At 71.2% G+C, this 25,169-nt stretch carries 18 protein-coding genes; 6 read left to right on the top strand and 12 right to left on the bottom strand.

What is annotated here, in order from left to right; translation table 11 throughout:
• Nucleotides 1-10: 10 nt before the first annotated feature.
• The gene (locus BKA10_RS14615; RefSeq protein WP_183500638.1) at nt 11-787 is read right to left on the bottom strand and encodes an electron transfer flavoprotein subunit beta/FixA family protein; all 777 of its coding nucleotides are present in this window, start codon (nt 785-787) and stop codon (nt 11-13) included.
• Nucleotides 788-1,043: 256 nt separating this feature from the next.
• Between BKA10_RS14615 and BKA10_RS14610 the strand changes: the two genes are divergently transcribed.
• The gene (locus BKA10_RS14610) at nt 1,044-1,568 is read left to right on the top strand and encodes a MarR family winged helix-turn-helix transcriptional regulator (protein WP_372491435.1); all 525 of its coding nucleotides are present in this window, start codon (nt 1,044-1,046) and stop codon (nt 1,566-1,568) included.
• 170 nt (nt 1,569-1,738) lie between these two features.
• Here the strand turns inward: BKA10_RS14610 and BKA10_RS14605 are convergent, their stop codons facing one another.
• A complete protein-coding gene (locus BKA10_RS14605; protein ID WP_183500637.1) occupies nt 1,739-2,515 on the bottom strand; it encodes an enoyl-CoA hydratase in 777 nt (258 codons plus the stop codon).
• Between the two features lie 4 nt (nt 2,516-2,519).
• Nucleotides 2,520-3,674, bottom strand: coding sequence for an acyl-CoA dehydrogenase family protein (locus BKA10_RS14600; RefSeq protein ID WP_183500636.1), 1,155 nt, complete (start codon nt 3,672-3,674; stop codon nt 2,520-2,522).
• 132 nt (nt 3,675-3,806) lie between these two features.
• Between BKA10_RS14600 and glsA the strand changes: the two genes are divergently transcribed.
• Together glsA and BKA10_RS14590 are read left to right on the top strand one after the other, a co-directional pair.
• Entirely contained in the window at nt 3,807-4,820 is a 1,014-nt protein-coding gene (gene glsA / locus BKA10_RS14595; RefSeq protein ID WP_183500635.1) for a glutaminase A, read from the top strand.
• A 112-nt stretch (nt 4,821-4,932) separates the two neighbouring features.
• Nucleotides 4,933-8,604 (top strand): choice-of-anchor I family protein, encoded by a 3,672-nt coding sequence (locus tag BKA10_RS14590; RefSeq protein WP_183500634.1) that lies wholly within the window; start codon nt 4,933-4,935, stop codon nt 8,602-8,604.
• Between the two features lie 122 nt (nt 8,605-8,726).
• On the opposite strand, the gene BKA10_RS14585 is transcribed toward BKA10_RS14590, so the two are convergent.
• The 9 genes from BKA10_RS14585 to BKA10_RS14545 form a co-directional block, all read right to left on the bottom strand.
• A complete protein-coding gene (locus BKA10_RS14585) occupies nt 8,727-9,908 on the bottom strand; it encodes an acetyl-CoA C-acyltransferase (protein WP_183500633.1) in 1,182 nt (393 codons plus the stop codon).
• 237 nt (nt 9,909-10,145) lie between these two features.
• Complete coding sequence (locus tag BKA10_RS14580; protein ID WP_183500632.1) at nt 10,146-11,336, bottom strand: bifunctional 2-methylcitrate synthase/citrate synthase; 1,191 nt, start codon at nt 11,334-11,336, stop codon at nt 10,146-10,148.
• A 3-nt stretch (nt 11,337-11,339) separates the two neighbouring features.
• Nucleotides 11,340-12,242 (bottom strand): methylisocitrate lyase, encoded by a 903-nt coding sequence (gene prpB, locus BKA10_RS14575; RefSeq protein ID WP_183500631.1) that lies wholly within the window; start codon nt 12,240-12,242, stop codon nt 11,340-11,342.
• Nucleotides 12,243-12,356: 114 nt separating this feature from the next.
• Nucleotides 12,357-13,883 carry an MmgE/PrpD family protein gene (locus BKA10_RS14570; protein WP_183500630.1) on the bottom strand — a complete coding sequence of 509 codons (1,527 nt, stop codon included), beginning with the start codon at nt 13,881-13,883 and terminating at the stop codon, nt 12,357-12,359.
• Nucleotides 13,880-14,509, bottom strand: coding sequence for a GntR family transcriptional regulator (locus BKA10_RS14565; protein WP_183500629.1), 630 nt, complete (start codon nt 14,507-14,509; stop codon nt 13,880-13,882). The genes BKA10_RS14570 and BKA10_RS14565 overlap by 4 nt, the downstream gene beginning before the upstream one ends.
• A 105-nt stretch (nt 14,510-14,614) precedes the next feature.
• Complete coding sequence (locus BKA10_RS14560) at nt 14,615-15,529, bottom strand: ABC transporter ATP-binding protein (RefSeq protein ID WP_183500628.1); 915 nt, start codon at nt 15,527-15,529, stop codon at nt 14,615-14,617.
• Nucleotides 15,526-16,530 (bottom strand): ATP-binding cassette domain-containing protein, encoded by a 1,005-nt coding sequence (locus tag BKA10_RS14555; RefSeq protein WP_183500627.1) that lies wholly within the window; start codon nt 16,528-16,530, stop codon nt 15,526-15,528. The genes BKA10_RS14560 and BKA10_RS14555 overlap by 4 nt, the downstream gene beginning before the upstream one ends.
• Complete coding sequence (locus BKA10_RS14550; RefSeq protein WP_183500626.1) at nt 16,527-19,292, bottom strand: FtsX-like permease family protein; 2,766 nt, start codon at nt 19,290-19,292, stop codon at nt 16,527-16,529. The genes BKA10_RS14555 and BKA10_RS14550 overlap by 4 nt, the downstream gene beginning before the upstream one ends.
• Complete coding sequence (locus BKA10_RS14545; RefSeq protein WP_183500625.1) at nt 19,289-21,958, bottom strand: FtsX-like permease family protein; 2,670 nt, start codon at nt 21,956-21,958, stop codon at nt 19,289-19,291. The genes BKA10_RS14550 and BKA10_RS14545 overlap by 4 nt, the downstream gene beginning before the upstream one ends.
• A gap of 85 nt (nt 21,959-22,043) precedes the next feature.
• Here BKA10_RS14545 and BKA10_RS14540 point away from each other — a divergent pair, with 85 nt between their 5' ends.
• From BKA10_RS14540 to BKA10_RS14530, 3 genes are read left to right on the top strand one after another with little or no spacing between them, the layout of a single operon-like run.
• Entirely contained in the window at nt 22,044-22,574 is a 531-nt protein-coding gene (locus BKA10_RS14540) for an RNase H family protein (RefSeq protein ID WP_183500624.1), read from the top strand.
• 42 nt (nt 22,575-22,616) lie between these two features.
• Entirely contained in the window at nt 22,617-23,549 is a 933-nt protein-coding gene (locus BKA10_RS14535) for an ATP-binding cassette domain-containing protein (protein ID WP_248199210.1), read from the top strand.
• Nucleotides 23,549-25,168, top strand: coding sequence for an ABC transporter permease (locus tag BKA10_RS14530; RefSeq protein WP_183501228.1), 1,620 nt, complete (start codon nt 23,549-23,551; stop codon nt 25,166-25,168). The genes BKA10_RS14535 and BKA10_RS14530 overlap by 1 nt, the downstream gene beginning before the upstream one ends.
• The last annotated feature ends 1 nt before the right edge of the window (nt 25,169 follow it).

The raw sequence follows: 25,169 nt of genomic DNA, 5'->3' as shown, positions 1-25,169 counted from the left end.
CACAGTCCCCTTATGCCAGTCGGTTCTCGATGAGGAACGCGGCGAGCTTGTCGCCGGCGTCGCCTTCGTCGACGATCTTCACGCCCGCGCCGCGCGGCGGCTTCTCACTCACCGTCGTCATGATCGACTGCGGCGCCGTCGCCGGGTCGATGTCGACGCCGAGGTCAGCCAGCGACACCGTCTCGAACGGCTTCTTCTTCGCGGCCATGATGCCCTTGAAGTTCGGGAAGCGCGCGTCGGGCAGTGCCTCGGTGATCGAGATGACCGCCGGCAGAGCCGTGGAGACCTTCGCCTGTCCGGCATCCGTCGCCCGCGTGCCCGAAACACCGGTCTCGGAGATCTCAACCTCCGCCAGCGCGGTGGCGTGCGGCACGCCCAGGTGCTCGGCCAGCATCGCCGGGATCACACCGCCCGAGCCGTCGGTGGACAGGTTGCCGGTGATGACCAGGTCGAACCCGGCCCGCTGCACCGCGGCGGCGAGCACCTTCGCGGTGACGCCGAGGTCGGCACCCGCGAGCGCCGGGTCCACGACCTGCAGCGCCGAGGCGGCGCCCATCGCCAGGCCCTTGCGGATCGTCGCGGCCGACGCCTCCGGCGCCATCGACGCGACGACGACCTCGGTCCCGGCGTTCTTGTCGGCGTACGACAGCGCGACCTCGAGGGCGCGTTCCCCGATCTCGTCGAGCACGCGCTCGGAAGCGTCTCGGTCGGCCAGACCGGTCTCGAGATCCAACTTGCGATCCCCATACGTATCGGGGACCTCTTTGACCAGCACGACGATCTTCATCGACAACTCCTCACGCCTGCGGCGAGTCTACTGTCGGCCGGGGGAATGTAGCCAATCAGCGTCATATCTCGCGTCACCGCCCTCGTCAAGCGGCTCTATGTATACACTCTGCCGTGAACCACGACCCTCGGCCGGGCGGCCACCTCCGCACGCGGGTACGCCCATCTCCAATACAAGCGCACCAGACCGATGTCGGCACGCGGAAATCACCAGGAGAAAGCCGACTACCGTGTTCAGCGATGACAGGAGGCCGGTTGTGGCTCACCACGAACGCCCCGCGATCGACCCGATCGCCGAGGCCCGCCGCCAATGGACGGCGCACGGGTGGATGGATGCCGCGACCGGCATGACCGTGGTCACCTCGATCATGCGGGCGCAGCAGCTGCTGCTCGCGCGCGTCGACGACGCATTGAAGCCGTTCGGCCTCACGTTCGCACGCTACGAGCTGCTCACCCTGCTGAGCTTCACTCGCGAGGGCCGGATGCCGATGTCGTCCGCCTCGGCACGACTCCAGGTGCATCCGACGAGCGTCACGAACACCGTCGACCGACTGGAGACCGCCGGACTCGTGCGGCGCGAGGCGCATCCGTCCGACGGCCGCGGCCGTCTGGTTGCGCTCACCGATGCCGGACGCACGCTCGCGGCCCGGGCGACCGCGGCGCTGAACGCCGACGTGTTCGAACAGCCGGGCATCGACGCGACCGATGCAGACGATCTCGTGCGGATCGTCGCGCGCCTGCGTCAGCATGCGGGCGATCACGTCGATGCCCCCACCAGCTGACCGGTTCTCAGCGCACTCGACGCGAGAGACACGCGGCGATGCGCGCACGCTGCGGCGACCGCAGCCGACGCCGTGCCTCCGGGGCGAGGTTGCCGATCTCGGCGGAGTGGATGCGCATGAGCGCCCCGCTCGTGGACCGCATCCCGGGGCGGCGCTGACCCGGCATCCGTTCAGCGCCCGGTGAAGTCGGGCTTCCGCTTCTCGCGGAAGGCGGCCATGCCCTCCTTCTGGTCTGCCGTGTCGAACAGCGAGGCGAAGGCCTGCCGCTCGAACCGCAGGCCTTCGGCGAGCGAGGTCTCCATCGCGGCATCCAGCGCCGCCTTGGCTGCGAACACCGACGGCAGCGACTTCGACGCGATCGTGTCGGCGACCTTGCCCGCCTCGTCCAGCAGCTCCGCGGCCGGGACGACGCGCGACACGAGCCCAGCGCGCTCCGCCTCTTCGGCGGGCATCGTGCGCCCGGTCAGCACGAGTTCGGCGGCCTTGTAGTAGCCGACTGCGCGGATGAGGCGCTGCGTGCCGCCCATCCCGGGGATCACGGCGAGGTTGATCTCTGGCTGACCGAACTGGGCGGTGTCGGCGGCGAGGATGATGTCGCACATCATCGCCAGTTCGCACCCGCCGCCCAGCGCATAGCCCGACACTGCGGCGATCACGGGCGTGCGCACCGCGGCGAACCGTCCCCACGCGCCGAAGTGATCGCCCATCAGCATGTCGAGCCCGGTCTTGTCGCTCATCTCCTTGATGTCGGCGCCGGCCGCGAACGCACGCTCGCTGCCGGTGACGACGATGGCGCCGATGCCCTCGTCGGCGTCGAACGCCTCGGCGGCGGTCACGACGTCGTGCATGACCTGGGAGTTCAGGGCGTTGAGGGCTTCGGGTCGGTTCAGCGTGATCCAGCCGACGCGTCCGCGCGTCTCGGTGAGGATCGTCTCGTAGGAAGTCATGCCCTCATGTTCCCAGAACGCTGCGGCCGATGATCACGCGCATGATCTCGTTGGTGCCCTCGAGGATCTGGTGCACCCGCAGATCGCGCACGACCTTCTCGATGCCGTACTCGTGCAGGTAGCCGTACCCGCCGTGCAGCTGCAGCGCCTGGTTGGCGACGTCGAACGCGGCGTCGGTCGCGAATCGCTTGGCCATCGCACACTGCATCACGGCATCCTCGGCGTGCTCGTCGACGGCGCGTGCGGCATCGCGCACCAAGGCCCGCGCCGCCTGCAACTGGGTCGCCATGTCGGCGAGCGCGAACACCACGGACTGCCGTTCGGCGAGCGCCTCACCGAACGTGAACCGCTCCTGCACATACTGCGTGGCGCGGTCGAGTGCCCATCGGGCACCGCCGAGCGAGCACGCCGCGATGTTGATGCGTCCGCCGTTGAGCCCGCTCATGGCCAGCTTGAACCCGCCGCCGATCTCGCCGAGGACAGCGGATGCCGGTACGCGCACCTCGTCGAAGATCACCTGCCGGGTGGGCTGGGCCTTCCACCCCATCTTCTTCTCGTTCACCCCGAAGCTCAGGCCCGCGGCATCCCCCGGCACGAGGAACGCGGTGATCCCCCGCGACCCGGGCTCGCCGGTGCGCGCCATCACCACGTAGACGGCGGCGTCACCGGCGCCGGAGATGAACTGCTTGACACCGGTGAGCACATACTCGTCGCCGTCGGCGATCGCCGTCGTGGTGATGGCGGCGGCATCCGATCCGGCACCGGGCTCGGTCAGGCAGTAGGCGCCGAGCCGGCTCATCGCCACGAGCGTCGGCAGCCACTCCTGCCGCTGCGCGTCGGTGCCGTACGAATCGATCATCCACGCGACCATGTTGTGAATCGAGATGTAGGCGGCGATCGTCGTGTCGCCCATGGCGAGCTCTTCGAAGATCGCGGCGGCATCCTGACGGCTCAGCGCCGATCCGCCGACGTCCTCGCGCACGTAGATGCCACCGAGACCCAGTTCGCCGCCGACCGCGAGCACATCCTTGGGGAAGTGCTGCCGCTCGTCCCACTCCAGCGCATGTGGCGCGAGCTCGTGCTGGGCGAAAGCACGCACGGCGTCGAGGATGGCGGCGCGCTCTTCGCGCGAGAGCGGGGGTGTGAGGGTCAGGCTCATGGGATTCACGTCCTTGTGAGAGGTGCGATTCGGCGCCGGGGGTGAGGCGACGCTCCATTTTACATGGACGTCCTACTATCTGCTCGAAAAGCCGAAAGCTCGATCAGCACCGTCGGCCCCTACGCTGAGCAGATGCGAGGAGATGAGTTCGACGTCGGCGACATCGCCCAGCGCGCGGGCACGGGCAGCATCCCCGACAGCGACCGGATCGATGCGGCACTGGCCGGAGCCTACGAGCGCGCCCGCCGGCACGACGAGGGCGCGGTCGCCGACTACATCCCCATCCTCGCGCGGGCCGACGCGCACGCGTTCGGGCTGTGCGTCGCCCAGGGAGACGGGCGGCTGCACGAGGTCGGCGACACCCGCATCCCGTTCTCGATCCAGTCCATCTCGAAGGTGTTCGTGTACGCGCTGCTGTGCGACGCGATCGGTCGTCAACGTGCACTCGAAGTCGTCGGCGTCAACAACACCGGCTCCGCCTTCAACTCCGTCATCGCGATCGAGCTCAACCGCGGCCACCCGATGAACCCCATGGTCAACGCCGGCGCGATCGCCACCACCGCCATGCTCCCCGGCGCCACCACCGAGGCCAACTGGCATCTCGTGCAGACCGGTCTCTCGCGCTTCGCGGGCCGCGACCTCATCGTCGACGACGAGGTGTATCGATCCGAGTCCGCGACGAACGAGCGCAATCGGGCGATCGCCGAGCTGCTCAGCAGCTACGGACGCATCGAGGGCGACCCGCTCGCCGCGCTGGACGTGTACACGCGCCAGTGCTCGCTGCTCGTCGACGCCCGCGACCTCGCCGTCATGGGCGCGACCCTCGCCCACGGCGGGGTGAACCCGGTGACCGGCGAGCGGGTGGTGTCGGCCGACGTCTGCCGCGATGCGCTCGCGGTGCTGGCGGCGAGCGGTCTGTACGAGCGCTCGGGCGAGTGGCTGTTCGACATCGGCCTGCCCGGCAAATCGGGTGTCTCCGGAGGAATCGTGACCGTCGCACCCGGCAAGGGCGGACTCGGCGCCTACTCCCCTCCCCTGGACAGCGCCGGCAACAGCGTGCGCGGCCAGATCGCGACGGCCTACCTCACACGCGCGCTCGGGTTGAATCTCTTCGCCTCGGAGCCCCGCGTCGGCGAAGAAGCGTGAGCGATGGAGGAACCTCCGCGTCGCCCGCCGTTCATGTTCCGGACACCGGACGTCGTTAGGACTGAGGAGCGCAGATTCGCGCGTTCCCGATCCCGAATCGACGAGGATATCCATGCCCTTGCCATCCTTCCGCCGTCCGGTTGCGCTCGGCGCGGCCGCCGCGGTCCTGTGCACTCTCGCACTGGCCCCGGTCGCCGCGTCCGCGCAGGTCGTGGCGACACCGATCACCTACTCCGCAGATGACGCCGCGCTGGCACTGACCCCTGTCGGCACCTTCGAGACCGGCGTGTTCGACGAGTCGGCCGCCGAGATCGTGCAGGCCTTCGGCGACCGTCTGTTCGTCGTCAACGCACAGACCGGGTCGGTCGACGTGCTCGACTACTCCGACCCGACTGCGATCACGAAGCTGTTCTCGATCACGTCCGAGGGCGTGGCCAACTCGGTCGCCATCCGCGCCGACGGCCTCGGCGTCATCGCCGTCGAGGCGCCGACGAAGACCGATGCCGGGCACCTGGTGTTCTTCGACGCGAATGCGATGGATGCCGGGGCCGCACGCCTCGGCACGGTCACCGTCGGCGCGCTCCCCGACATGGTGACCATCTCGGCCGACGGCGCTTACGCGGTCGTCGCGAACGAGGGCGAGCCCGACGACGACTTCACTGTCGACCCCGAGGGTTCGATCGCCGTGGTGGCATTGCCCAGCGGCCTGGCCGCCCCCGCGCAGGGCGACGTGCGCATCGCCGATTTCCACGCCTTCGAGGCCGATGGGGCGCTGCCCGAGGACGTCCGCGTGTTCGGCCCGACGGTCGGCTCCGACTTCCCGGTCAGCCGCAACCTCGAGCCCGAGTACATCACCGTCGACGGCGGCACCGCGTACGCGACGCTGCAAGAGGCGAACGCCATCGCGGTCGTCGACCTCGACTCGGCGACGGTCACCGGCATCGAGCCGCTCGGCTTCAAAGACCACGGCCTCGAAGCGAACGCCCTCGACCCGAGCGACCGCGACAGCGGATTCGACCTGCGCACCTACGAGGGCCTGTACGGCGTGTACATGCCCGACGCCATCGACTCGTACACCGCGGACGGCACGACCTACCTCGTCACCGCGAACGAGGGCGATGCCCGCGAGTGGGGCGACTACGTCGAGCCGTCGCGCGTCAAGGACCTCGAAGACGACGGCTACGGCCCCGTCTGCGCCGACAGCCCGCTCGCCGGCAAGCTGGGCGACGCCGACCTCGGCCGCCTCAACGTCACCATCGAGAACGGGTTCGACGCCGCTGCCGAGTGCTACACCGAGCTGTACGCCTTCGGCGCCCGCTCGTTCTCGATCTGGACGACCACCGGCGACCTGGTCTGGGACTCGGGCAGCTCGTTCGAGGAGATCACCTACGCCGCGGCGCCCGAGTTCTTCAACTCGAACCACTCCGAGTCGAACTTCGAGGGGCGCAGCGAGGACAAGGGTCCCGAGGCCGAGTCGGTCGTCATCGGCGAGCTGAGCGGCCGGACCTACGCGTTCGTCGGCTTCGAGCGCGTGGGGGGCATCGCGGTCTACGACGTGACCGAGCCGGCGGCATCCACCTTCGTCACCTACATCAACAACCGCGACTTCTCGCAGTCCGTCGAAGACGGCGGCGACCTCGCGCAGGCCGGTGACCTCGGGCCCGAGTCGATCGCATTCATCGCGGCGGCTGACTCACCCACCGGCGCTCCGCTGATCGCGGTCGGCAACGAAGTGTCGGGCACCACGACCGTCTTCGCGATCGACGATGCCCTGGCGCCGGCGACCAAGGATGTCCAGGTCCTGACGATCAACGACTTCCACGGTCGTCTCGAGCAGAACATCGGCAACGGCGAAGCGGGGGCTGCGAGCCTCGCCGGTGCGGTCGACGCGTTCGAGACCGTCAACCCGAACACGCTGTTCGTCTCGGCCGGCGACAACATCGGCGCCTCGACGTTCACGTCGTTCATCCAGCAGGACAACCCCACGATCGACGCACTCGTCGCCGCCGGACTCGATGTCAGCGCCGTCGGAAACCACGAGTTCGACGCCGGGTTCGCAGACCTCACCGATCGCGTCCTGCCGCGCTACGGCTCGGACGTGTTCGGGCTGGGTGCGAACGTGTACCTGAAGGGCACCGAGACCCCCGCGCTGCCGGAGTACGCGGTCGAGACCGTCGACGGTGTGCGCGTCGCGTTCATCGGCACGGTGACCGCGCAAACCGCGGCCATGGTCAGCCCCGACGGCATCGCCGACATCGAGTTCGGCGATCAGCTCGAGGCGGCGAACCGCGTGGCCGGCGAGATCGTCACGGGCGACCTGGCCGATGTGATCGTGCTGCTCACCCACGAGGGCCCGGAGGGTGATGTCTGCGCAGACATCGCCGCCGATGGGACCGCGTACGGTGAGCTGATCCACGGCGCGTCCGACGAGATCGACGCGATCGTGTCGGGACACACGCACCAGAACTACGCGTGCGAGATCGACGGCCGCCCGGTGATCCAGGCGCAGGAGTACGGCAAGGCGCTGGGCAAGCTCGACATCTCCGTGGATGCCGCGACGAACCAGCTCGTGTCGATCGACGGCTCGGTGGTTCCGCTGGTCGTCGACGGCGCCGCGGTCTACGCCGACGCGCCCGAGGTCGCCGAGATCGTCGCCGACGCGGTGGCGGTTGCCGAGGTCGAGGGGTCGGTCGAGGTCGGTGCGGTCAGCGGCGACATCGTGCGCGGCGGGACGCCCCCGGGCGATGACCGCGGTGTGGAGTCGTCGCTGGGCAACCTGGTCGCCGATGTCTACCTGTGGGCGACCTCGAACGCGGATTACGCGGGCACGCCCGCCGAGATCGGGATCATGAACCCCGGTGGCCTGCGCGCCGACCTGCTGTACGGCACCGACGGCACGATGACCTACCGCGACGTGGCGAACGTGCAGCCGTTCGCCAACACCCTGGTCACGGTGACCCTCACGGGTGCCCAGTTGAAGGACGTGCTCGAGGAGCAGTGGCAGCCCGACGGCTCGTCGCGGCCGAAGCTGCACCTGGGCATCTCGGACGGGTTCACCTACGAGTACGACGCGGACGCGGCGCGCGGTGAGCGCATCGTGTCGATGGCGCTGAACGGCGCGGCCGTCGGCGCGTCGGACGAGTTCACGGTCGTGACGAACTCGTTCGTCGCGGCCGGCGGCGACAACTTCGTCACGTTCGCAGCCGGCACCGACCGGGCCGACACCGGCCAGGCCGACCTGACCGCGACGGTGGCGTACTTCGCCGCGCACGACGTCGTCGACCCGGCACCGCTGGGTCGCGCGGTCGTCGCCGGCGGCTCGACGCCCGAGCCGACTCCGACGCCCGAGCCGACCCCGACGCCGGAGCCGACGCCTTCGCCGGAGCCGGGCGCCGACTGGGCAACCATCGACGTCGGGTCGGGACGCGTCGAGCAGGGCGGTTCGCTGCCCGTCGCCGTCTCGGGGCTGAACCCCGGCCAGCAGATCGCGGCGACGCTGTTCAGCGACCCGATCGTGATCGAGGGCATTCCGGCGGCGGATGCCGCGGGCGCCACCGCGTTCACCGTGCAGATCCCCGCGGATCTCGAGGTCGGCGCGCACACGCTCGTGCTCGAGTCCGACGGGCTGGAGCCGATCTCGGTGAGCATCGAGGTGCTCGCCGCCGGTCAGCTGGCCGCGACCGGCGGCAGCTTCCCGATCGGGTTCGTGACGGTGCTGGCCGTGATGACGGCGATCGGCGGAGCGGTGCTGATCGCGACGCGTCGACGGGCTGCCGCGCTGTAACAGCGGCATCCATCGGGCGGCCCCGGGAGCTTCGGCTTCCGGGGCCGTGTCGCGTCCTGGCATTCACCGTGCTGATCGAGCGCGGGTGGGCGAGCCGACCGCAGCGTGACCTGCTCAGCGCGTCAGAGGCGCTCGATGATGGTGGCGTTGGCCATGCCGCCGCCTTCGCACATGGTCTGCAGCCCGTAACGTCCGCCGGTCGCCTCGAGATACGAGAGCAGCGTGCCGAGCAGGCGGGTCCCCGAGGCGCCCACGGCGTGGCCGAGCGCGATCGCACCGCCCCAGGGGTTGAGCTTGGCGGCGTCGGCGTCGAATTCGCGCAGCCAGGCCAGCGGCACCGGGGCGAATGCTTCGTTCACCTCGTAGGCGTCGATGTCGTCGATCGACAGGCCGCTGCGCTCGAGGATGCGCCGGGTGGCCGGGATCGGTCCGGTCAGCATGAAGAGCGGATCGTCGCCGACCACGGCGAACGCGTGGAACCGCGCCCGCGGGGTGAGCCCGAGCTCGCGCGCCCTGTCTTCACTCATGATGAGGGCGGCAGACGCGGCATCCGTCAGCGGAGAGGAGCTGCCGGGGGTGATCTTGAAGTCGATCTCGGGGAACCGGGCGGCCATCTCGTCGGTCCGGAAGACGGTCGGCAGGCCCGACAGTCCCTCGGCGGTGGTGCCCGCGCGCACGGTCTCGTCGAAGGCGACGGCGTCGGGCTGATCGGGCGTCAGCACCGGGATGACCTGCGAGTCGAACCTGCCCGCCGTCCACGCTGCGGCCGCACGCTGGTGCGACAGTGCCGAGAACCCGTCGAGCTCGGCGCGCGAGAAGCCCCACTTGTGCGCGATGAGCTCGGCCGACACCCCTTGGTTGACGAGGCCGTCCGGGTAACGCGCGGCGATGCCGGGCGCTGTCGATCCGCCCTGCCGCGATGAGCCCAGCGGCACCCGGCTCATCGACTCGACGCCCGCGGCGATGACGATGTCGTAGGCGCCGGCGATCACGCCCTGCGCGGCGAAGTGGGCTGCCTGCTGACTGGAGCCGCACTGGCGGTCGATGGTCGCGGCGGGCACGCTCTCGTCGAATCCGGCGGCGAGCGCGGCCAGCCGGCCGATGTTCATCGCCTGGTCGCCGATCTGACTCACGCAGCCCATGAGGACGTCGTCGATCTGCGTCGACTCGAGTCCGCTGCGGTCGAGCAGCGCGGTCAGGGTGGCCGCCGCCAGGTCGACCGGATGCACGCCGCTCAGCGCACCTCCGGGCTTGCCGCGTCCCGACGGGGTGCGGACGACATCGACGATCACGGCAGTGCGCACGGCAGCCTCCTTGCTCAGTGGTGGACGTCACCGCCAGCGTATCGTTCCCGACCGATCGTTCAGCCCGCTCCCCGGGCGGTGCGACACCGCCACCCGGATCGTGTGCGCTCAGAATCCGGGGCCGCTGCCCTCCGGCGCCGTGAACAGCGGGCCGACGCGATCGATGCGGCGCGGGCGAGCGAGCGCGCCGAGTTCGCGCAGGGATCAGGACCGCAACACGGGTGACCGGCGGGCGGATCAGCCGGCCGCTTCCTCAGCCCGTTCCGCGGCCGCGAGCACGGCCTCATCGGGCACATACCCGTCGATGTGCCGCTCATCCGGGCCGTTGTACTCGGACAGCGGGCGGATCAGCGCGTTCGCGGACGCCTGCTCCATGATGTGCGCGGTCCAGCCCGTCACCCGCGCGGCCACGAACAGCGGCGTGAAGGTGAGGGTGTCGAACCCGATCAGGTTGTATGCCGGACCCGACGGGTAATCGAGGTTCGGGTAGATGCCCTTGCGCGACACGAACTCCGACTCGAGCGTGTCGTACAACTCGGCGACCTCGGGCCGGTCGTAGTGCTCGACGAGCGTGTCGAGTGCGGCCTTCATGGTCGGCACGCGCGAGTCGCCGCGCTTGTACACCCGGTGGCCGAAGCCCATGATCTTCCGCTTCTCGGCCAGGGCGGTATCCAGCCACGGCACCACATTCGACGCAGTGCCGATCTCGTCGAAGATGTGCAGCACGGCCTCGTTCGCGCCACCGTGCAGCGGGCCCTTCAGTGCACCGATGGCCGCGACGACGGCCGAGTACAGGTCGCTCAGCGTCGAGGTCACGACGCGCGCCGTGAAGGTCGACGCGTTGAACGAGTGCTCCGCGTACAGGATCATCGACCGGTTGAACGCATCGACGACGACCTCGTCGGCCTCCTTGCCGAACGTCAGCCACAGGAAGTTGGCGGCGTAGTCGAGGTCGTCCCGCGACTCGACCGGCTCGAGACCTCGGCGGCGGCGCTGACCGTACGCGACGATGGCCGGCAGCGCGGCGAACAGCCGGATGCTGCGCGCCAGGTTCTCGTCGGCCGTGCCCCCGGCATCCATCACCGAACCCGAACCCGCCAGATCCTTGGCACCGATGAGCGAGACCGCGGTGCGCACCTCGTCCATCGGGTGGGCGTCGAGCGGCACGTGATCGATCACGGCGCGCACGTCGGGCGAGAGCGCGCGATACTGACGCTCGGTCGCGCGCAGCTGCGCGAGCTGCACGTCGGTCGGCAGCTCGCCGTGCCACAGCAGGTATGCCACTGCCTCGAACGACTGCGTCGCCGCCAGCTCCTGCACGGGATACCCGCGGTACAGCAGCGAGTTCGTCTCGGGGTTGACCTTCGAGACGGCCGTGTAGTCGACGACGACGCCGGCGAGGCCCTTCTTGATCTCAGTGTCAGTCATGGTTCAGTCCTTCGTGATGGTGAAGTTGAAGATGCTGGTGTCGAAGCTGTTGTACTGCTCGTAGTCGATCAGTTCGTAGAGGTCGGCGCGGTGCTGCATCTCGCCGAGCTTGCTGGTGAGATGCCCCTCGTCGATCAGCGTATCGAGGGCCCGGCCGGCCGCGCCCATCGCGATGCGCAGCAGCGACACCGGCCAGATCACGATGTTCACCCCGACGTCCCGCAGCTGGTCGACGGAGAACAGGTCGCTCTTGCCGAACTCGGTCATGTTGGCCAGGATCGGCACGTCGACCGCGGCCCGCACCGCGGCGAACTCCTCGAGCGTGCGCATCGCCTCGGGGAAGATGGCGTCCGCCCCCGCATCGACGAGTGCCTTCGCGCGGTCGACCGCGGCATCCATCCCCTCCACCGCGCGGATGTCGGTGCGCGCCATGATCAGGAAGTTCGGATCGCGGCGGGCGTCGGCCGCGGCGCGGATGCGCTTGATCGCGGTGTCGGCGTCGACGACGGCCTTGCCGTCGAGGTGGCCGCATCGCTTCGGGTTGATCTGATCCTCGATGTGGGTGCCGGCGATCCCGGCGTCTTCGAGGGTCTGGATCGTGCGCGCCACGTTCATCGGCTCGCCGAAGCCGGTGTCGGCGTCGATGATCGCCGGCAGATCGGTCATCCGCGCGATCTGCTGGCCCCGGTCGGCCACCTCGGTCAGCGTCGTCAGGCCGATGTCGGGCAGCCCGAGGTCGGCCGAGAGCACAGCGCCCGAGATGTAGACGCCCTCGAACCCCTTCTGCTCGATGAGCCGGGCCGACAGCGGGTTGAACGCGCCCGGAAACCGCAGCAGCTCACCGGTGGCGAGGCGTTCGCGCAGCAGGCGGCGCTTCTCGGCGGCCGGCGTGGTGGCGTACAGCATCAGTTCTCTCCCTCGGTGGCGACGTAACTCCTTCGATCCGGTGCCGCAGCGGCCGATATGGCGTGGTGCGGCCCGAAATCGTGGCAGATCGAAGGAGTTACGCGAATCGGCATGTCAGAACAGTCCCTTCGGGGCGGGTGCCGCGGCCAGCACGCCGGGCTTGGCCACGATCGTCAGCTGCGCGACCTCGGCGGCGGTGAGCTCGGGCAGCCGCTGGGCCAGGTCGAGGAACCGCTCGATCTCGTCGGGGGTGAGCACGGGCTCGGCGAGCAGCCGGAACTTGGCTATGTAGTTCTCGCGCGCGAACGGCCGCGCGCCGAGCGGGTGGGCGTCGGCCACGGCGATCTCGTCGACCACGGTCGATCCGTCGGTCAGCGTGATCTCCACGCGGCCGCCGAACGCCTTCTCATTCGGGTCTTCGGAGTGGTAGCGGCGCGTCCACTCCGCGTCTTCGGCGGTGGTGATCTTGTGCCACAGTGCGACCGTGTCCTCACGCGCCGCGCGCTCGGGCGCGTACGAGTCGACGTGGTGCCAGCCGCCGTCCTGCAGCGCGACGGCGAAGATGTACGGGATCGAATGGTCGAGCGTCTCGCGCGAGGCGGTCGGATCGTACTTCTGCGGGTCGTTCGCACCCGAGCCGATCACGTAGTGCGTGTGGTGCGACGTGTGCAGCACGATGGATTCGACGTTCGCCGGATCGGCCAGCTCGGGGTTCGAGCCGTGCAGCTTGCGTGCCAGGTCGATCCATGCCTGGGCCTGGTACTCGGCCGAGTGCTCCTTCGTGTAGGTGTCGAGGATGCCGCGCTTGGGCTCTCCGGCATCCGGAAGCGGCACATCGTAGGCCGCATCCTTGCCGTCGAGCAGCCAGGCGATCACCCCGTCTTCGCCTTCGTAGATCGGGCTGGGAGACGTCTCGCCGCGCATCGCCCGGTCGACCGCTTCGACGGCCATCTTGCCGGCGAAGGCGGGGGCGTGGGCCTTCCAGGAGGAGATCTCGCCCTTGCGCGACTGGCGGGTTGCGGTCGTGGTGTGCAGCGCCTGGCCGACGGCCTGGTAGATCGTGTCGACGTCGAGGCCCAGCAGCGTGCCGATGCCGGCCGCGGCCGACGGGCCGAGGTGGGCGACGTGGTCGATTTTGTGCTTGTGCAGGCTGATGGCCTTCACGAGGTCGACCTGGATCTCGTAGCCGGTGGCCAGTCCCCTCACGAGAGCGGCGCCGTCGGCGCCGGTGTGCTGGGCGACCGCGAGGATCGGCGGGATGTTGTCGCCGGGGTGCGAGTACTCGGCAGCGAGGAAGGTGTCGTGGTAGTCGAGCTCGCGCACGGCGACGCCGTTCGCCCAGGCCGCCCACTCCGGGCTGGAGCGGCGATCGAGCGCGCAGCCGAACACCGTGGCGCCCACTCCGCCGATCGACACGGCGTGGTCGAGCGCCTGCTGGCGTGCCGCGCTGACGGGAGCGCGGGTGATGGATGCCGCGGCGACGGACGCATTGTCGATGATGCGGTTGATGATCATGTCGACGACCTCGGGGTCGACGGCGACCGGGTCGACGGCGACCTGCGCGATCTTGTAGGCGAGCTGGTCTTCGCGGAGCAGCTCTTCTTCGCTGCGGTACACGCGGACGTGATGGGTGACGGTCATGGCTGGGCCTCCAGGGACTCGAGGATCGAAGTCAGTGCGTTGTACAGGTGGACATGGGTGGCGTGTGCGGCGAGGTCCGCGTCGCGGGCGGCGATGGCTGCGGCGATGATGCGGTGCTCGCCGGACGATGCAGCCAGGCGCCCGGGGTTGTCGCGGGCAAGGCGCCGCACGCGCACGAGGTGGGTGCGCACGTTCTTCAGCGCGGTGGTCAGGTAGTCGTTGGTGACAGCACCGTCCAGGGCCGCGTCGAAGCGGGCGATGAGGCGGTAGTACGCGTCGGCGTCGGTCGCGGTGTCGGCGCGCCCGAATTCGGCGGCGAGTGCGGCGAACGTGGCGGTGTCGGCGCGGACGGCCGCCAGGCGGGCGGCGGTCTCTTCGAGAGCGCGACGCACTTCGAACAGCTCGCGGATGTCGTCGGCGTCGATGTCGCTGACGACGGTGACGCGGGGCGAGGCCTGCATGACCAGGCCGTCGGCGGCGAGGCGGCCGAGTGCTTCGCGCAGCGGGGTGCGGCTCACCCCGAGGCGGGTGGCCTGCTCGACTTCGGCGAGAACGGTGCCGGGGCCGAGATCACCCGACTGGATCTCTTCGAGCAGGGTGTCGTATGCGCGATCGCTGGCCCGCATGGCATCCCTTCCCCGATGATCGGATGCCGCTAGTGTATACATACGGGCCGATTTTGGGCAAATTGAGCGAAAGATCGCCCGATCCGGTATACAGAAGGCCTCTGGTCAGCGCCCTTCGCGCCGACGTCGCAACTCAGCGCGGGTCAGCGTCGCATCAGCGCCGGGGGCGTCAACGCCGGGGGCATCAGCGGCGGGCGCATCAGCGGCGGGCGCGTCGGCGCCCGAAGCCGGAGCAGCTCCGCGTGCGACGGTGCCGGGCGCGTCGGCGCCCGAAGCCGGAGCAGCCCCGCGTGCGACGGCCACGGTCGCATCGGCCCCCGAACCCGGAGTCGTCGCGCCGGAGCCGCCGTCCACGATGCGCCCGTCGTGCAGCTCGAGCACCCGATCGGCGCGGGCGACGAGCAACGGGTCGTGCGTGGAGACGATCGCGGCGAGGCCCCGATCGTGGGCGAGCTCGCCGAGCAGGTCCATGATGGTCGCCGCCGTCTGCGAGTCCAGCTGTCCCGTCGGTTCGTCCGCGATGAGGATGGGCGCATCCGCCACGATCGCCCGGGCGATGCCCACGCGCTGCTGCTGCCCGCCCGACAGCTCGGCCGGTCGCTGCTCGCCGTGCCCGCCCAGGCCGACCCGGTCGAGCGCCTCAGCCACCCGCCGGTCTCGTTCGGCCGGGTCGACCTCGGCGATCCGCAGCGGCAGTTCGACGTTCTCACGGGCCGACAGCACCGGAACGAGCCCGAACGACTGGAAGATGAAGCCGAGCCGGTCGCGCCGGATGCCCGCCAGCTGCGCCTCGGACATGCCCGTGGTCTCGGTGTCGCCGATCACGACGCGGCCCGATGTCGGCCGGTCGAGCAGGCCCAGCAGATTGAGCAGCGTGGTCTTGCCGGCGCCGGAGCGGCCGCGGACGACGAGCATCTCGCCCGGATGCAGAGCGAGGTCGATGCCGTCGCAGGCGTGCACGTCACCGCCCGGCGAGGGGAAGACCCGCACCAGTGCTTCGGCGCGCAGGGCGATGGTCATGATGCCTCCTCCGAAGTGGATGCCGGGGGTGTGGAAGCCGGTGGCGGGGACGCGGCTGGTGGGGATGCCGGTGGCGTGGACACCGGGGACGCCGCCGGTTCGTTGCGGGGCCGTGCCCCCGGCCACACCCCGACGTGATCGGGTTCGAGCGCAAGTCGCACCCGCTCGCGCAGGTCGAGCGAGGTGACGAACTCGTCGGGCAGCTGAAGCCGGCCCACCTTGTCGAGCACGGCGTACTCCTCCGCGACGTGCTGCTCGGCGCCGTGCTCATCGGTGTGCGTCGAACGCAGCACCTCGGTGGCGGTGCGTCCGTCGCGGATCTGCACCGTGCGGGCCACATGCTCCGACACCGACGGGTCGTGCGTGACGATCAGCGTGGTCACGCCGAGCTCACGGTTGACCGACCGCATCGCCTCGAGCACTTCGGCGCTCGTGTCGTCATCAAGCTCGCCGGTCGGCTCGTCGGCGAGCAGGACCCGGGGCTCGTTGGCGATGCCGACGGCGATCGCGACCCGCTGCTGCTCGCCGCCGGAGAGCTGATCGGGGCGGCGATCGGCACCGTAGCCGATGCCGAGCAGGTCGAGCAGGTCGCGGGCGCGCTCGGCGCGCGCGCGCGACTTCACCGTGCCGGTGATCGCGAGCACCGCGGCGACGTTCTCGGCGGCGGTCAGATACGGCAGCAGGTTGCGGGAGGTCTGCTGCCACACGAAGCCCACGCACTCCCGCCGGAACGCGACGCGGTCGCGGCGCGACATGGTCAGCAGATCGCGGTCGGCGACGCGGGCCACACCGGCCGTCGGAGTGTCCATGCCCGACAGGATCGCCAGCAGGGTCGACTTGCCCGACCCCGAGGCGCCGACGACGGCGACGAGCTCCCCGCGTTGGACGACGAGGCTGAGACCCTGCAGCGCCTGCACCTCGACGCCCTCGGTCGCGAAGATGCGCACGAGGTCGGAGCAGACGATGTCCGGGGGGTTGTGGATGCCAGCGGTGTCGGTCACGTGTCCTCCACGGTACGCAGAATGGCGGCGGCGCGGGCGCGGCGTGCGATCGCGAGAGCTGCCAGGGTGGCGCCGGCGGTGACGGCGATGAAGCCGCCGACCGTCAGCAGCAGGATGAGCGGATCCACCCGGTACGCCGGTGCGACGTCGCCGGTGGTGAAGGAGCGCAGGTCGATCACGGCGCTCAGCAGCAGCGGCAGCAGCGCCCCGAACACCCCGCCGACCACGAGAGCGGCGAGCCCCGCGGGCACCAGCTCCCACGCGAGCAGGCGCGAGCCGGTGCGCGGCGGTGCTCCGAGTGTCTGCAGCAGCGCCAGAATGCGCTGGCGGGCACGCGATCCGAGCACCAGGGTGACCACGACCGCGACGGCGCTGAGCAGCGCCGAGATGGCGATGCCGGCCAGCAGCACGGCGCGCAGCCCGGTCACCGCGGGGTCGCTGTCGATCTGCGCGAGGGCGTCGGCGGCGGTGGTCACGGTCACCGTGTGCCCGAGGATGTCCCGGATGCCGGCGACCACGGCATCCACCGATGAATCGGCGTCGATCCGGATGAACAGATGCGTGGCGGTGGGCACCCGGTCGGTGATCTGCTCGAGCGAGGCGATGTCGGTGAGCACCCAGTTGCTGCTGATCGCGAATGCCGCGGTGCCCGGGGCGGCACCCGCGGCCTGGGCCGGGGCGCCGATGATCTCGATCGCCGAGTCCGCCTCGACCCGCTCGCGATCGGCGACGGTCTGCGCGAACAGCAGGCGGGGCACGCCGTCGACGGACCTGAGGTCGACATCGTCGGGGATGGATGCCGGGTATCCGCGCTGCGCGTCGCCGAGCAGCTGCGGATCGGCCAGGTACAGGTTCACTCTCGCGCGGCGCTGATCCACCTCGAGTTCCGACGCCGGCAGCACGGACACGGGCGCGACAGCGGCGACGCCGTCGACAGCGGTCACCGCGGCGATGTCCTCGTCGGTGAGGCGCAGCGCCTGGACCTGCAGGTCGGCACCGACGGCTGCGCGGGCGGCGTGCTCGGCTCCGTTCTGGACGATGGAGAGCAGGATGCCGCCGGCCACCGCGAAGGACACCCCGACGATGAGGGCGAGCACCGGCGCGGTGCCTGTCGCGGGGTCGCGCAGCGCCCGCGCCGCACCCACCAGGCCGGTGAATCCCGGCCGGCGCTGCTGCCGGGCGAGCACGACGCGCAGCACCGCCGGATACAGCCGCAGCGTGAGCACGCACGCGGCCAGCGACAGCAGGAACGGGGCGGCCACGGCGAGCGGGTCGAGCTGCTCGGACGTCGCGGCCGTGCCGCGCAGCACCAGCAGCGCGGTCGCCAGGGCGGCAAGCAGCACGATGCCGATATCGATGATGAGGCGCCAGACCGACGACCGCCGCGTGTCGGCGCGCCCGCGACCGCGGTGCTGCGCTGCCACGACCACGCCGGACGCCCCGGGCAGCAGCGCCAGCACGACCGGCAGGACCAGCATCGCCGGGCTCGCCGACTGCCCGGGCACGATGAGGGCGGCCACGGCGAGACCGATCCCCGCACCGATGACGGCGGGGATGACGCCGGCCACCAGCCCGTCGAGCGCGAGCAGCGCCCGCAGCTGCCGATCCGAGGCGCCGCGGGCCGACAGCAGCGCCGCGCCCGCACGGCGGCGCTCCCACAGCAGCCGGCAGCCGAGCAGGAGCACGGCCAGGGCGACACCGACCGGACCCGACAGCAGCATGCCGATGACGGCGACCAGTGACGCGTTGCCGGCGACCGCGTCCTCCAGTGCGTCGACGGTCCCCGACTGGAAGGTCAGCGAGGCGTACGTGAATCCGTCCGGCAACGTCAGCGGCTGCGCGCGCGACGTGAAGCCGCGGAGGGCGGCGAGCAGCTCGGGTGCGCCGTCCGCGGTGAACTTCTCGACCTCGGCGGGATACCAGACGTCGGTCTGGGTGATCGGCGCGAGCCAGCGCAGCATCGGCAGCATGTCCGGCGGGACGTAGCCGGTCGTTCGCACATAGGGCACACCGTCCGGGTCGAAGCCGATCGACGGGGCGAGCACGCCGGTGCCGCGGGTCCAGTACGGGTCGTCCGCGTCGACCGCATCGAAGGTGCCCACCAGGACGAGGGGAAGCGGGAACTGCCAGGTCGCTTCGGTGCCTACCGTCCGGGTCTCGCCGATCGCCCAGTCGACCTCGCGGGCCGACGCGGCCGAGAGCACGATCTCGATGGCGGGAAGAGCGGGTTCGAACCCCTCGGCAGGCTGACCCGTGTCATCCCACGCGTCGGCGAACAGCTCCTCCCACTGCGGTTCGGTGACCGTGAGCTCCGGCAGCCGCCCGTCGCCGACGTCGATGCGCTCCGCGAATCGCGGATCGAGGGCCACATACGTCGTGCCGTTGAACTCCCCGGGCTCGCCGTAGCGCGTGTAGTACTCCGCCTCACCGAAGACGTCGGCGAGGTCCCCGGGCATCTCGTCACGGATCGTGCGGATGCTGCTGTCCCACAGCCCCCACGTCGCGCGGTACTCCTCGGGCAGCGAGGCCGTCGGCTGCGGACCCGAGCCCGGCCACGGCGTGAACGGCCCCGATGCCCCGAGATCGCGGACCGCCGGGCTCAGCGCCTCGACGCGATGCCGCGTGGACGCGTCGAGCATGCCCGTCACCGCGATCGGTGCGAAGACCGCGCCCGCCGTCAGCGTGAGGACGATCGCGGCGACCGTCAGGATCGAGCCGAGTCCGGCACGCAGGTGCGGCAGCATCAGGCGGGCGGTGGTCACGGGGCCGCCTCCTCGACGCGGGTCGTCGCGCCCTGCACGCGCACGACGGCGGTCATGCCGGCGGCGGCGATCGCGAACGCGGTCAGCAGCACGAGGGCGGCGAGTACCACGGGCATGGGGTCGACGGCGAGGGCGGGGGTGGCCTGCTCACCCGGCATGGTCCGCGCTGCCAGGCGCGGAATCAGCAGCGCCGCCAGGCCGAGTCCCCCGGCGACGCCCAGCACGACCGACAGCAGCACGACCATGCCCGACTCGATGGTGCGCAGACGGGCGATGGCCCGCGGGGCGAGGCCGAGCGTGCGCAGAACGAGCACCTCTCCCCCGCGGCGCCGGGTCAGTGACCACAGCAGGGCGACGAGGGCCACTCCTGTCAGCGCGGCGCCGCCGATCGCGGCCACGCGCCACAGCTCGGCGAGCTCGCCGGCGACCGCCTGGGCGGGGTCGTCCGGCACGGTGACGGGCGCGTCGAGCGCTTCGGCCAACGCGGTCGCATCTCCGACGGCCCACACCTCACCGGGCAGAGGCGGCGAGGGGGCGACGTCGGCGGGTTCGAGTGGGGTGCCGGCCTCGACCAGGGTGGGCAGCGACGCGAATACTCCCGAACCCGAGCCGATGCCCGGCAGCGCCGGCACGACGTCGGCGACGACGGCGGCGAAGTGGCGCCCGCCGCCGTCCACGCGCAGATCGAGGTCATCCCCGGGGGCGAGGGCGAGCTGCTCCGCCAGCGACTCGGTGATGACGGCCGGCACTCGCGGTGCGTCGGTGCCGGCCGCGCTCCACACGAGGGCGGAACGGACGGCGGCGCCGTCGGCGGCGTTCGGGGGGTGCACGGTCGCCGCGCTGACGGGGGTGATCCCGAGGTCGGCCTCCGATGCTCCGGTCACGGCGACGATCCGCAGGTCCATGAATGCCACGCGGTCCCACGGATACGCATTGCCGCGCGCGACTTCGACGGCCGTGAGCCGCCAGGGGCCTATGCCGCCCGGCAGTTCGCCGGTCGCCGTGAATGTGCGGTCCTGCGTCTCCAGGACGAGGGGGATGGATGCCGGTGTCCCCGCGGCATCCATCACCCAGGCCAGCGCCGTGGCGGCCGCGGCGGCGTCGGGGTCTCCGGCGATCGTGCCCGTCAGCCGCACGCCGGTGGCCTCGTCGGGCAGCATCGGACCCCGCAGGTCGTCTGCCAGCGTCGTGGCCAGGGAGGCGGCCAGAGCGGGCAGATCGGGCAGCACCGCCGGAAGCAGGTCGGCCGGCACGGCGATCAGAGAGGCGCCCACCTCGCCGGTGACCACCGATGCCGTGTACGCCGGTGCGGCCGGGCCGAGGGCCGTCGCCTGCTCCAGCGCCGCCGGGGTGACCGGGTCGACGCTCGCCCGCAGCGGCGCGCCCGCAGCCAGTCGCTGGGACTGCGTCGTGGCGGTGGACCAGGTCGCCCCGTAGGCACCCGCGAGGGTCGCCCCGGCCATTGCGATGACGACGAGGACGACGCCGACCGAGAACGCCGGCACGCGCCGGGCGACCTGCCGGATCGGGTAGGCCGGCGACAGACCGCGACCGCGTGCGGCACGACGGGCGGCGAACGCGGCGACCGGTCCGAACGCGGCGAGCGCGGCGACGGCGAGGGCGGCCACACCGACGGTCGGCGCGAGCATCGTCACCGCGACCGACCAGGAGTCCCAGGACGTCCCGGGCGTGGTCGCCGCCTGCCACACGAGCACGGCGGCGACCGCGAGCAGCAGCACGGTCAGCGCCGGTGAAGCGGCACGCGCCATTCGCCCCGCCGCGGCACGCGTGGGAGCGGTGCTCGCGACGAACTGGCCGGCGGCGATGGTCGCCGCCAGCAGCGCCCCACCGGCCACGACGGTCGGCCACGTGCCGGCCAGCCCCGCTATGCCGGCGTCACCCCACAGCACGGCGAGCACCGCGCCGGCCACGACCAGACCCACCAGGGCACCGGCCACCGTGACCAGCAGCGCATCGAGCGCGGCGAGGCCGGCCCGCTGACCTCGCGCGAGCCCCCGTGCCTGCAGCAGCCGGGTCTCGCCGGCCCGCGACATCCCGAGCAGACGCGCGAGCTGCAATGCCGCGAACCAGCCCAGCGCACCCAGCAGGGCGATCGGCACCGGCAGGATGGCGGCCGTCGCACGGGTCGCTGCGGCGATCCCCGCGACGGCGGGGGTGAGGGACCCCGTCGCGATGCTGCCGTTCTGCGCCGCCGGCGACGAGCGGAACTGATCGGGCAGGCGCTCGAGGCCGTCCGCGAGTCGCTGCACCGATTGCGGCGTGAGTTCGGATGTGGCCGGCGTGATCCGCCAGGCGACGCGCTCCAGGTCGGAGCCGGTCTCGCCGAGGGTCACCGCCTCCACCTCGACCGTGTCGCCCAGCGCGGCGGCGATGACGGCCTCGGCGGCGTCCTGCTGCGCCTGCCGGTCGTCGGCGGGACGGGTCTGCACCTGCAGCCAACCCTCGGGGGTCGTCGGATCGGGCAGGGCCGCGCGGATCGAATCCTGCCCGGCGAGCGCCGATGCCGCCAGCAGACCGCAGCCGAGCCCGACGACGGCGGCCACCGTCAGCGCCAGGGCCAGCAGCGATCCGACGCGGGATCGCAGGCGCCGCCGCTGCAGCCGCGCAGCCGGGACGGCATCGCGGGCAGCGGTCGTCGCAGTCACTCGTCCACCATATGCATCGGGACAACGCGTTCCGGGCACATCCGCTCGGAACGCGGAACGGCCTGCGTCCGGGTAGCGTCGAGGGGTGACTGAGAAGCCGTACACCGTGGCCACCGACGGCGCCTGCAAGGGCAATCCCGGACCGACCGGCTGGGCGTGGGTGGGTGAAGACGGCCACTGGGCCGCGGGCGCTCTGCCGGTGGGCACCAACAACATCGGCGAGCTGCTCGGTCTGCTCAAGGCCATCGAAGACCACGCCGATGTGAAGGACCTGGTCGTCCAGGCGGACTCGAAGTACGCGATCGACACCTACGAGAAGTGGATGGACGGCCACCGCCGCCGCGGCTGGAAGACCTCGACCGGCGCGCCGACGAAGAACGTCGACCTGCTCGAGCAGCTCATCGTCGCCCGCGACGCCCGCCGCGCAGCGGGTCTGCCCGACGTCGTGCTCGAGCACGTCCGCGGCCACCGCGGCCACGTGCTCAACGAATGGGCCGACGAGCGCGCGGTCCGCGGTGCGGAGCACGCCGCGCAGGGCAAGACCAGTGCGTGGTCGTCGCTCGGCGGCCTCCACGAGAAGCTCGATGTCTCCGAGGCGCCGCGCAAGAAGCGCTGACGCCTCTGTTCAGGGTTCATCGACGGGCGTACGCTCCCGTCCGTGAGCACCGCGACCAGCACTCCTCGCGACCCCGTCATCCAGGCACAGGGGCTGACGAAGCAGTATGGACCCGTCCACGCCCTCGACGGTCTCGACCTCACCGTGGACGAGGGTCAGGTGCACGGCTTCCTCGGTCCCAACGGCGCGGGCAAGACCACTGCCATCCGCATCCTGCTCGGCCTCGCCCGCGCGACGAGCGGCCGGATCAGCGTGTTCGGGCACGACCCGTGGCGCGAGGCAGTCGCCCTCCATCGCCGCATCGCGTACGTACCGGGAGACGTGTCGGTCTGGCCGAACCTGTCCGGCGGTGAGGCCGTCGACCTGCTCGCCCGCCTGCGCGGCGCCGGCCGTCGTGATGCCGACTATCGCACCGAGAAGGAGCGGCTGAGCGCGGCGTTCCAGTTCGATCCGCGGACGAAGGGGCGCGCGTACTCGAAAGGAAACCGGCAGAAGGTCGCGCTGATCGCCGCGTTCGCCGTGCCGGCCGACCTGTACATCCTCGACGAGCCGACCAGCGGGCTCGACCCGCTCATGGAGGTCGTGTTCCGGCGCGAGATCGCACGGGTACGGGATGCCGGTGCGACCGTGCTCCTGTCCAGCCACATCCTCTCCGAGGTCGAGCAGCTCTGCGATCGGGTGTCGATCATCCGCGCGGGGCGCGTGGTCGAGTCCGGCTCGCTGGTCGAGCTGCGCCATCTCACCCGCACGGAGGTCTCGTTCGAGGGCGCGGGTGCCGGTGCCCTCCCCAAGGCGCACGATGTGGTCGTCGAGGACGGCCGGGTCCGCTTCACCGTCGACAGCGACGCCGTGCCGGGCATTCTGCCCGAGCTCGCCGCCCGTGGCGTGCAGGGCCTGCGCATCACGCCGCCGTCTCTGGAAGAGCTGTTCCTCCGCCATTACGGCGACGCGGCCGCCGGACCCATGGACTCGTGATGCGCACGCTCGGCATTCTCTGGGGCCAGCGGCTGCGTCGAGACTGGCCGCAGTTGCTGATGTGGACGATCGGCACCGCCCTGCTCGCGTTCCTCTCCTATGTCGGCGTCGCCGAGTCGTTCAGCACAGAGCAGGACCGGGTGAGTCTCCTCGCCGCCGCCCTGGCAAACCCCGTGATCCTGCTGTTCCGCGGCCTGCCGTCCGGTTCGGACGAAGCCGCGTTCATGGTCTTCCTCATCTTCCCGTGGCTCGCCCTGCTCGCCGGACTCATGAGCACGTTCCTCGCGGTCCGACACACCCGCACCGAAGAGGAGGACGGCCGTGCCGAGCTGGTGGGCGCCACACCCGCCGGGCGCATCGCGCCGGTGGTCGCGACCGCCCTGCACGGGCTGTCCGCCAACGTCGTGCTCGCTGTCCTGGTCACGGCCGCGTTCGCCTCGACAGGGGTGGATGCTGCCGGCGCCGCCGTCACGGGCTTCGCAGTCGGCGGCGCGGGCGTCGCCTTCCTCGGCGTGGGCCTACTCGGCGCGCAGCTGTTCCGCACCGCCCACGGCGCCAATGCGTTCGCGGTCTGGGTCACGGTCGGCGCGCTCGTCGTCGCGGGCGCGGGGAACGCGATCGGCACCCCCAGCGACGACCTCACGCGTATGGAGAGTTCGTGGCTGACCTGGCTGTCGCCGATCGGGTGGGCCGAGAACACCCGGGCGTTCGCCGATGACGCACGCTGGCCGATCGCACTGTGCGTCGGGTGCGGCCTCATGCTGGCCGCCGCCGCCCTCGCACTGACCTCGGCACGCGATCTCGGGGCGGGCTTCGTGCCGGCCCGGCACGGCCGCGCCGCGGCATCCATCGTCCTGGCGAGTCCGCTCGCACTCGTCTGGCGACTGACCCGCGGTGCGGTGCTCGGGTGGGCGATCGGCGGCCTGCTGGTCGGTGTGCTCTCCACCTCGCTCGCCTCGATCGTCGAGGAGGTCGGGGCCGACAACCCGGCGATCGCCGACATGCTCGCTCAGATCGCGGGCGCCGGTGACATCGAGCAGGCCACCGTGACCACCTTCTTCACGATGCTCGGAATCCTCGCCGCCTGCGCCGCGGTGCAGGTCGTGTGCCGGGCGCGGCAAGAAGAGACCCGCGGCTCGGCGGAGCCGGTGCTCGCCGCGCCGGTCGCTCGGACGAGATGGCTGGCCGGCTACCTCGCGGTGGCAGCGTGCGCGATCGTGCTCGTGATCGCCGCGGCCGTCGGCGGCGCCGCGGTCGGCATCGCCGGGCGCAGCGGCGAGTGGGATCTCATGCGCGACGTCGTGGTCACCGGCGGCGGGCAGGCGCTCGCCGCTGCGGTGTTCCTCGTGGTGACGGCGCTCGTGTTCGTGCTGGCCCCGCGGCTCACGATCCCGGTCGGGTGGACTCTCGTGCTGCTGGGCATGACGGTCGGCCTGTTCGGCCCGCTCTTCGGCTTCCCCGACTGGGTATCGAACCTGTCACCGGTCGCCGCCGCGCCGACGGTGGACGGCGACGACGTCCTGGCGCGGGGACTCTGGTGGCTCGCGCTTGCCGCCGGCGCCGGCGCGACGGCATCCCTCGTCCTCATGCGTCGACGCGAGCTCGCCCCCGCAGGCTAGC

This window comes from Microbacterium invictum, from assembly GCF_014197265.1.
GTDB lineage: Bacteria > Actinomycetota > Actinomycetes > Actinomycetales > Microbacteriaceae > Microbacterium > Microbacterium invictum.
Note: the sequence above shows the minus strand (reverse complement) of the source record. Positions and strands in the feature narration are given on the sequence as shown.